The sequence below is a fragment of the Cyanobium sp. A1C-AMD genome, assembly GCF_024346495.1.
Lineage (GTDB): Bacteria > Cyanobacteriota > Cyanobacteriia > PCC-6307 > Cyanobiaceae > Cyanobium_A > Cyanobium_A usitatum.
Genome location: NZ_JAGQDB010000089.1, coordinates 1 through 9,044 on the forward strand (window position 1 = coordinate 1; position 9,044 = coordinate 9,044).

2 protein-coding genes are annotated in these 9,044 nt (G+C 58.7%); one reads left to right on the forward strand and one right to left on the reverse strand.

Going from position 1 to position 9,044, the window contains the following annotated elements; genetic code table 11:
- A partial coding sequence (locus KBY74_RS13895; protein ID WP_396123187.1) for a bluetail domain-containing putative surface protein occupies positions 1–135 on the forward strand: 135 nt, incomplete at its 5' end.
- A gap of 1,415 nt (positions 136–1,550) precedes the next feature.
- Here the strand turns inward: KBY74_RS13895 and KBY74_RS12110 are convergent.
- Positions 1,551–8,990 carry a VCBS domain-containing protein gene (locus KBY74_RS12110; RefSeq protein WP_254942915.1) on the reverse strand — a complete coding sequence of 2,480 codons (7,440 nt, stop codon included), beginning with the start codon at positions 8,988–8,990 and terminating at the stop codon, positions 1,551–1,553.
- Positions 8,991–9,044 lie beyond the last annotated feature (54 nt).

The window sequence follows — 9,044 nt, forward strand, 5'->3', positions numbered from 1 at the left end:
CACCGAGATCCTCAGAATGGCGAGCGCACATTCTTAGCTCTCAACGATAGTAAAGTTGGTTTCGATACTATGAATGATGCAATCATCGAGATCACAGGATTTAGTGGCAGCCTCACCGCCCTGCAGGTGATCTGAGTTTGATCAGAATGCGAGCGCTCCTGCGGCTGCTTGCCTTATCGGCAACACTGCAGGCGCTGTCGCAAGGCTCTGCGGTTCAGGCTGATACCGTTGATGGATTTGTGGCCTCATGCACGGGCAATCATGATGGAACTGGAGAGTGCGTCAATGCAGAGACGGGGAACCGTTATTCTTGTCTCATCATTCCCGGGCAAGTTATCGACTGTAGATCACGCAAAACCCGCACATTCCAATGTGTGTGGATCAGTGGCTCTCAGGCAAACTATGCAGAATTTTGGTGCGACCCCCAAGTGGATGCGATGCTCCGAAATGAATTGAGCTCTAGTCAGCTGAACCAGCCATTTACTGATACGACCACCAATAATCTGCCTCCCCTGCAGAGTAATGAGTTCACAGACTCATTTCGACCGAAGGATTCCGATTTGCTTAACGAAAACCTTCCAGATCTTTTCAGTCCTTCGCCGCTAGGACCAAGCGATTACTCCACGCCTATAACTCCCGAGAATTGATCAAGGGCACCTCGATAAATCAAAATCTCAGGCGATTGAAGCATCTGCTGATCTATAATCAGGTCTGGCATATTCGCTGAGCCATGGGATAGAGAGTCTAATTTCTGATTCGAACCCGGGGGGAATCATTTCGTCCACTTCTTGAAAAGGGTTGCACGCAGGATCGGAAGAGGAATGCAGGGCGCAAGAGGATTAATCCTCTGATCCTGTTCAAGATGCTTGTTCTTCACTAGTTTTTTAGCCTCAGCCTAGCCTAGCTTTGCGCTTGTGGTTGAAGAGCTTGTATTCCAGGTTTATGACAGGCGACCTGCCGATGTTGACTATTGTTTTATCCTCCGTTATGCCGTAATCCCGCCAATGTTTACGACAGTCAAATGCTTCCGCGTTCACTCGTTCCAGAAAATCAACTTGACTATGTCTGTGCGGATTCTGCATATTCCGTCGAATGCTTCGCGAGTTTGTTGAGCCTTGGTGGTTTTGAAAGCCTGATCAATGAAAAGGGAGCGAGCAATCATTCTCTAAGTGACGCTGCCAAAGAGCTGATTCACGTCAAATCAGTAATCAGAACATTTCTTGCGCATACTTTTTGGTAGCATGACCATGCCAATGGGTGTAAAGCTGGTGAGAAATATTGGGCTTGAGGGAGCGGAAGCCTGTTCTGGCTTGAAGAATCTTGCTTTCAGCTTTTTCCGCTAGCTCCAGCGCACTTTTAATGCTGCCATCGTTGCTTCAAATCTACGGAGAATAGCCCAGCCTATTTGCCGGTATTTGCAAGATTTAATATCAGCTCTTTGGCGCTGCCGCCTCCGTGGGCGGCTTTTTCGTATCTATGGATATGCATGGAGCTCAAAATGTTCGAAGTACCCTCAACAACTAATCTTGATTGTTACAGTTTCACGGTCCTCAAATTACCCTCAGGTCACTCAAGACACCTGAGTACCCAGTAATCTCGATCATGCTGTCTAGATAGGCATTGTAACCGGCAATGCCGTCGTTTAGCACCAAAAATGTACGGGTACTTGCAGGATCAGAGCCAAGACTGAGGACAGCGCCCCCGTTAGCAGGCAGTAGCGAGCTCGGCATCAACTCACTCAGCTTGCTGCGATCCATTGCCAAGGTGGCACTGGAGACCCGTTTCAATGCATCGGCAGGGATTGGATTGGGCCCATCAATTATATCTGTGCCGATTGTGAGATCCTTGATGTGGTCAACCGCCCATTGGTTGGTCACTGGGTCAATTAGCAGAGAATCACGCAAGTCTGCATACGCGAATGTATCGCGGCCTGGGCCGCCAGTAATGACGTCAGCCCCAAGGCCTCCGCGTAGAAGGTTGTCACCATCATTGCCAATGAGGCTGTTGTCGTATTGGTTAGCAGAAATGTCTGCCTGTGCGTTGCCGGACAGCTCAAATGTGCTGTAGTTGTACGCAGGGATAACGCCAGCCATCCCAATAGAGGATGAAGACAGCACATGGCTCATAGCGGTGTTGCTGAAGTTTGCTAGGGAATTGCCTAAGGGGTCCGTAATTCCAGCGCCAGAGTAGCTGAGCCTAACCACCGAATTGGTTGTTAACGACTGGGCAAGATGTAACGCCAGCTCAGTATTCCCATCCAGATTGACCACGCTGCTGATTGCCTGTACAGCAACCTGGCTCACACCAGCGCGGACACTGAACTGTTGGGGCGTCAACGCCGAGGAGAGCTGAACAGCCTCGTCGAGGATGATGCGGATGCGATCCCCCTGCTGAATCAGATTGACGACGGTTGGGGCTGCTGTATCAATCCGTAGGCTGGCATTGGTGGCAGCCGAGCGATCACCATGGCGATTGAGTGCCGTCAGCTCCAGAGAAGTTGTCGTCAGGGTCTTGCTGAGGGGAAGCTTGTCTTGACTAATCCACAGAGTCCAGTTGCCGTCACTGTTCGGTAGGGCCTGCGGTTCAACAGTGACTCCACCAATGCGCAGTTCAACAGCTGCAGCACCGGGGGCCTGACCACTGATGCTCAGCCCTCCGGCGGCACTGGCCACGGCGTCGAACCTGATGGAACCCGCCACCACACCATTGAGGCTGGGTGCGGCTGGCGCCTGGGTCTCCACACTGAACGTGAAGGGGAAGGACGTGGCGATGTTGCCAGCTGCGTCGCTCACACTCGCCTTGAGCAGGCGGCCGGAGCCCTGCTGGAAAGTTGCCAGCTGGGCGCTAGTGAGTGCCTGTGCGAAGCGACCATTCGCAGTGGCGGTCACGGTCGTGAGCAGGCTGTAGGTGCTGCCATCATTGCTGCCCCAGAGCGACACAATTGAGCCGGCTGGTGCAGTGCCGAGCACGACGGTATCGGATCCTGATTCTGACATCACATTGGTTATCACAGAATCGGCGCCGCCCACGGCCGTGATCTGGGGCGTCGCGGGAGCGATGGTGTCGATCTCAAACAGCAATGGTGCTGATCGACCGACATTGCCAGCAGCGTCCGCCTGGCTGGCCACCAGCTGTATGTCACTGCCTTGGCCAAGGTCCTGGAGATTGCGGCTGCTGAGCACGGCCGTGAAGGCGCCAGTGGCATCTGGAATGACCGTTCCGAGCTCGAGCGTGAAGCTGGTGCTCGAGCCCCTGGCCGGGACGATCACCGAGATCGAAACGGGGCGTCCCGGAATGGCCTGACCCCGGATCGATTGATCGCCAGAGAGTGTGGACACGACAGCATCGCTGCCTCCGAGGCTGAGGTTGAAGGGAACGTTCTCTGCCACCGTGTCGACCGTGGCATCCATGGCCGTCGATCGAGCCACATTGCCGGCCGCATCACGAACCACCGCCCAGAAGCTGCGGACACCCTGGCCGAGGCTGGCCAAACTGCTCAGCGTTAACGCCTGGCTGAATAGTCCCTTACTGCTGCTGGTAGTGCTGCCGAGGGACAGCTTCACCCCGTCCACATCCGCCTCGAGCTCCACAGTGCTGTGTGCGCCTGCCGTCCCTCGAATCTGGGCAGCTCCAGCCGCTGTAGTGAGAGTGCGATCAGCACCGCCGATGTCGGTCAGCGTGGGCTGCGCTGGGGCGATGGTGTCAACGCTGACCCTGAAGGGCTTGGAGATGGCGGTGTTACCTGCGCTATCGGTGATCCGGGCCTCCAGGGTCAATCCTCCACCTTGGGGAAGGGCGCTCAGCTGGGCCGCACTGAGGCTCACGCTGAATTGCCCAGCGGCCGTAGCCACAGTGCTTCCGAGGCTCCTGACTGTGCCTGTGCTGTCGGTCAACCAGAGGCTCACGCTGGCCCCTGCTTCTCCGAGACCCGTGATGGTGTTGTCACCAGCTGCGGTCGAAAGGGTGGTGTCGAGGCCACCGGCAGCCTGGATCAACGGCACAGCAGGAGCAATGGTGTCGATTGCAAAACTGCGGGTGTTGCTGCTGCTGTTGCCAGCGGCATCACTTTGGCTGAGGGTGAGCGTGAAGCCGCTGCCTTGGCCGAGGGCGGCTATGTCGTTGGCCGTGAAGCTCAGGCTGAATGCACCCTGAGCATCGGGGGTGACCACACCCAGCTGGCGCGTGGTACCGGCTGAACCCCTGGCTCGCACAGTGACGGGCTGACCGGGCTCAGCGGTTCCTCTGATCAGGGAATCACCAGCGGCGCTGGAAATCACGCCATCATCACCGCCAATACCAGTCAGGTTGATCGAGGGCGCTGCCATATCCACTGCAAAGCTGAAGGCTGCAGAAACGGCACTGTTGCCAGCGGCATCGGTCTGACGAGCCTCAAGCTTGTGGCCGTTGCCATCGCCGAGGGCTGCAAGCTGGGGGGGAGTCAGGGTGAGTGTGAACATGCCCTGGCCATCAGCGACCGTTTCCGCCAGCAGCAACGGCTTCAGGCGGCCGCCACCGCTGAGCCAAAGGCTAAGAGGCCGCAAGGGTTCCGCCAGGCCAGTGATCTGTTGATCGCCGCTGCTCGAATTCAAGACACTGTCAGCACCACCAACACTGAGCAGTTGAAGACTGGGAGCAACCGTATCGATCACCAGGGCCAGCTCAGCGAGCTTCGAGCGGTTGCCAACCGCATCAACGCTCTGTGCCAGGAGCAGGGAGCTGGCTGTATCGGCAGGGATCTCGGCAGGCGCGAAGCGAAGAGCCCAGGCACCATCGGCTGCGGCGATCACCGAGCGCCGGAGGGTGCCCCAGGTGAGCTCCACGGTGCTTCGAGGTTCGGCCGTGCCTTCCAGGTTGAAGCCATCGCGGCGATCAGCCGCTGAGAGGAAACTGCCCGAAGCCCGCTTGAAGGTTGGAACCGTGGGAAGTACGGCATCCACTGTGAGCACCTGGCTGAACAGGGGCGAGGCGTTGCCGAGGTTGTCGAACGCCTGGGCCGTGAGTGTGGCCAGGCCGCCGGCCAGCACGGAAGCTGCACGGATGCGCTCCAGCTGGGCGGGGGTGAACTGAGCGGTCCACCGGCCTGTGCTGGCACGAGCCGTGGTGGTTTCTTCCATTAGGCGCAGCACCAAGCTTGAACCAAGCTCGGCCGTTCCCTTGATCAGCAGCGTGTCGGCCAGCTCCTGGGCATTCAGGTTGCGATCCCAGTCGTTGATCACCGGTGCCGCCGGGGCCTGGGTGTCCACCAGCACGGCGTCCGTTTTCACACGCGAAACATTGCCCTGGGAATCGGTGGCCACCGCTTCCAGGCGTGTGGCATTGCCATCAGTAGGAACTTCGGAACTGCTGAAGGTGGACTGCCACAGCCCGGTGGCCAGCTGCAAGCGGCTGATCTGGACCGGCACGCCATTCTCAGTCCAGCCAGCGGTCAGAACCAAAGAGGTGTCGCCAGCGTTCTGACTGAACAGCGTCAGATCTGCCTCTGCAAAGAGATAAAGGAATTCGCCGCTTACACCGCTCTCCACCGTTCCCAGCAGAGTGGTTCCAAAGCGCAGCGTTACCGTTTTGCTGGCTCCGGCGATGCCGGTCACACCGACACGATCGGCAGTGGTGGTGTGGGTGATGAGGCTGCCGTCGGCTTGGACCCAGCTGACATCAACACTCGCTCCAATCTCCGCACTACCGGTCACCTGAACACCAGCTGCCTTCTGAGCAGCATTCACACTGTCGCTCCAATGAAGCGGATTGATGGTGGCCTTGAGCGGTGCAAAGGTATCAATCAATACCGGCCGATCAAAGGTCGACGAGCGGTTGCCCGCAGCATCAATGGCTGTTACGAGGATGTGGCTGTTGACTTCGTCGAAGGGGACCTGAGCAGAACTGAAGTGAAGGCTCCACGCACCATTCTCATCAACCTGAACTTTGCGTGGCTGTTTGTAATCCCAGGCGATCTCTATAGCGCTGAGCGGTTCAGCGGATCCGCTGAGCGTAACGCCAGTGGCATACTTCTCGTACTGGTTAATAGCGTCATCTACGGCCACTACTGACAGGGTGGGACGGTCCGGAGCCACCGTGTCGATCACCACAATGGCACTCACGCTCTTGGAGGCGAAGCGATCGCCACTGCGGGAATCGGAACGATCGAAGCTCTGCACTGAGATAGTGGAGCTCTGCTGATCTAGCGGGATGTCCTCGGCTGTAACCGTGTACCACCACAAGCCCTGCTCAGCATTGAGCTGAGCCGCATATGTTTTGCCATCCCACTGAACATCCACGTGGGTTGAGGTGTGATGGTCGTAAGTACCAGACAGCATGAAACCAGCCGTCTTCTCCGCCAGGTTGACACGGTTGTCTTCTGCGACCTCGTCAAGCGTTGGTGACTGGGGCAGATAAGACTCGGGAGTGGCGATACCGATCAGCTCCACGGCATCAATCTGCTCCCAGAAGTCGGTATGATCAATGTCAACCAGGATCAATAGTCCATTGATCAGCTGTGTGGTGTTGGCGAAGCTGAGCTCCAGCACACCAGGAGCGAGTTCATTGCTGGCGGCGTTATCGGTTCCGATCCAAAGTGGTGCCGTGGTGTAGCTCTTTTCGCCCTGGTCATCCACGTAGCTGCCCCACACCTCGCGAACGAAGCCCAGACCTGCCGTTTCGTGGATACGAGCACCGGTAGCGAAAACGGTGCGGCTGAAGCCGAGCTCGATGAACTCGTCGAAGGCCGCGCCATTGCCGCTGCCGCTGTTGCGCCGCCTTGGCGACCAGGCGGTATCGATGTCACCAAAGTCTGAATTAGGAGCACCGAGAGCCTGGCTGGCAGCCCAGCGCTTATAAACATCGCTGGCTGGGTCTTTGCCCGCCGATGAAAACTGCAGAACCTGGCTGGCGTACTGCACCAGGCGGTCATCACTCCCATCGATGGTGATGTCGATGCGCTGACGGGCAGTGCCATCGAGCGATTGCACCAAGAAGGATTCCAGTCGCTGTTCTCCAGCGCTCAGAGCCTGGATGAACGGATGGGTGTTGTCGAGCGTGTAGGTCCAGTTGCCGTCGGCCGTGATCATCAACGCCCCAAGGTTGGCTGCAGTGCTCTCCCCGCCATTGCCAGCACCGGCGCTGGGCGTCCAATCCCGCACAACAGGCGAGAAGACCTGCTGACCGAAGTCGGCATCGCTGAGAGCAAGCCGACCTGTGAGGGTGAGGGTGCTGGTGGCTGGATTGAACAAGGGCAGGGCCGGAAGCTTCGCCGAAGGCTCTGTGATAGTCACGCTACCGTTGTCCTCCAGCGTGGTGGCCGAAGCAAGCAGTCCCTCTGCCTGGCTACTGGCGATCTGAGCCAGCTGAACGGTGGTCCGGTAGAAATCACTGCTGGCCTGACCACGGGTGTCGTCATTGGCATCCACCACCTGGATGGCGATGCTGCGGGTGCTCCCTGCAGCCGGAACCGAGGTCTCACTCCAATCCACCGCGTAGGTGATGGTTCGCAGCACGGCCTGATAGTCCTCCGCCAGAGCCACGCCACTGATCGAGAGCTCTGCATTGGTGGTGCTGTAGGCAAGCGATAGGCCCTTGGACGCCGCCAAGGCGGCGTCCCACAGCAAGCGGTCGCCGGCGTGGGAATCCTCGATGCGGACAAAGGCCGAGGCCAGCAGGGTGTTGTCAGGGTCGCTGACGCGGAGCAGGGCGTCGATCGGCAAGGGGTTGGTGCTGCCAGGCAGATAGCCGCTGCCAGCTGAGATCTCCGGCTTGAGATTGATGAAGCGGAGGCTGCTGGTGGAGCTCACTGGCGTGGTGATGCCGTCGTCCACGGTCCAGGTGAGCTGAACGTCCGTGCGGCTGCTGGCCACAACAAGAGGATCCCGGCGCCAGGGAGTCGTGGAGCTGCTGCTGTAGGTGAGCGAGCGCAGTAACTCCTGATAAACCGCGGGGGCGGCTTCTCCGGTGATGCTGAGCACGCGGCTGGCTGGCACTTCGGTTGTGGCCGGCACCCAGCTGCTGCTCACGCTGAGAGCGGAAGCCCCGGCCGGTACGCTCCAGTTGAAGATGTCGCCGCTGGCAGCATCGTGCAGGGTGACGCTCGCTCCGAACAGGATCTGATCGACATCACTGAGCGCAAGCTCAGGCGCCAGTGGCACATTGCCTGGCAAACGCGGATTGCTGATGATCACCGGCCCGGTAGTGGCGGTGCTCAGCTGGGGAAGATCGTTGCTGCCGGTGATGGTGATCGTGATGGTCTGATCGGCTGAGGCGGCGAACTCATCAGTAACCCGTGCGGTGTAGGTCTGGGTGACAACTTCTCCTTCATCCAATGCCTGGGTGGCAGCAGCGTTGTTATAGAGGGTGTACGTCCAGACGCCGGTAGCGGTGTCAATGGCGATCGCGCCGTAGGTGGTGGAAGGAGATCCCACGAGAGACCAGGCCTGGGTGGCGCCGGTATCGACATCGGAGGCGGTGAGTGTGCCGGAGACGGTGGCCGTACCGTTATCGATGACGCCGTTGTCGAAGTGGCCGGCTTCTCTGACACTGCCGCTGCGTGCAGTCGCGCTGGTCGTCACCACCGGAGCATCATTGGTGCCGGTAATCGTCACCGTGACGGCCTGTGTGTTGCTGGCGTTGGCCGCAAGCGAGTCGTCGCTGATGGTGATCGTGTAGGTGGCGGTGACGGTTTCACCGGCCGCCAGGTACTGAACCAGGCTGTTGTCGAGCGCGAAGGACCAGTTGACGGTGCCGTTATTGGCAGCGGTGGTGGCGCCGCTGAGCGCAACAGCACTGGCCAGAGCGGAGGCCAAGGCGGTGGGAATCGCTGCCGCAGAGCTGGTGGCGGAGGTGGTCAGTGCAACGGATGCAGCCGAGAGATCGGTGGTGTCGGCGTCGGAGAAGGAGATCGAGCCGGTATCTGTGAGGAAGGCACCGGTTTCGGTGTCTTCTGTGACGGCACCAATGACCTCGATGGTGGTGATTTGCGGCTGGTCATTGGTGCCGGTAATCGTCACCGTGACGGCCTGTGTGTTGCTGGCGTTGGCCGCAAGCGAGTCGTCGCTGATGGT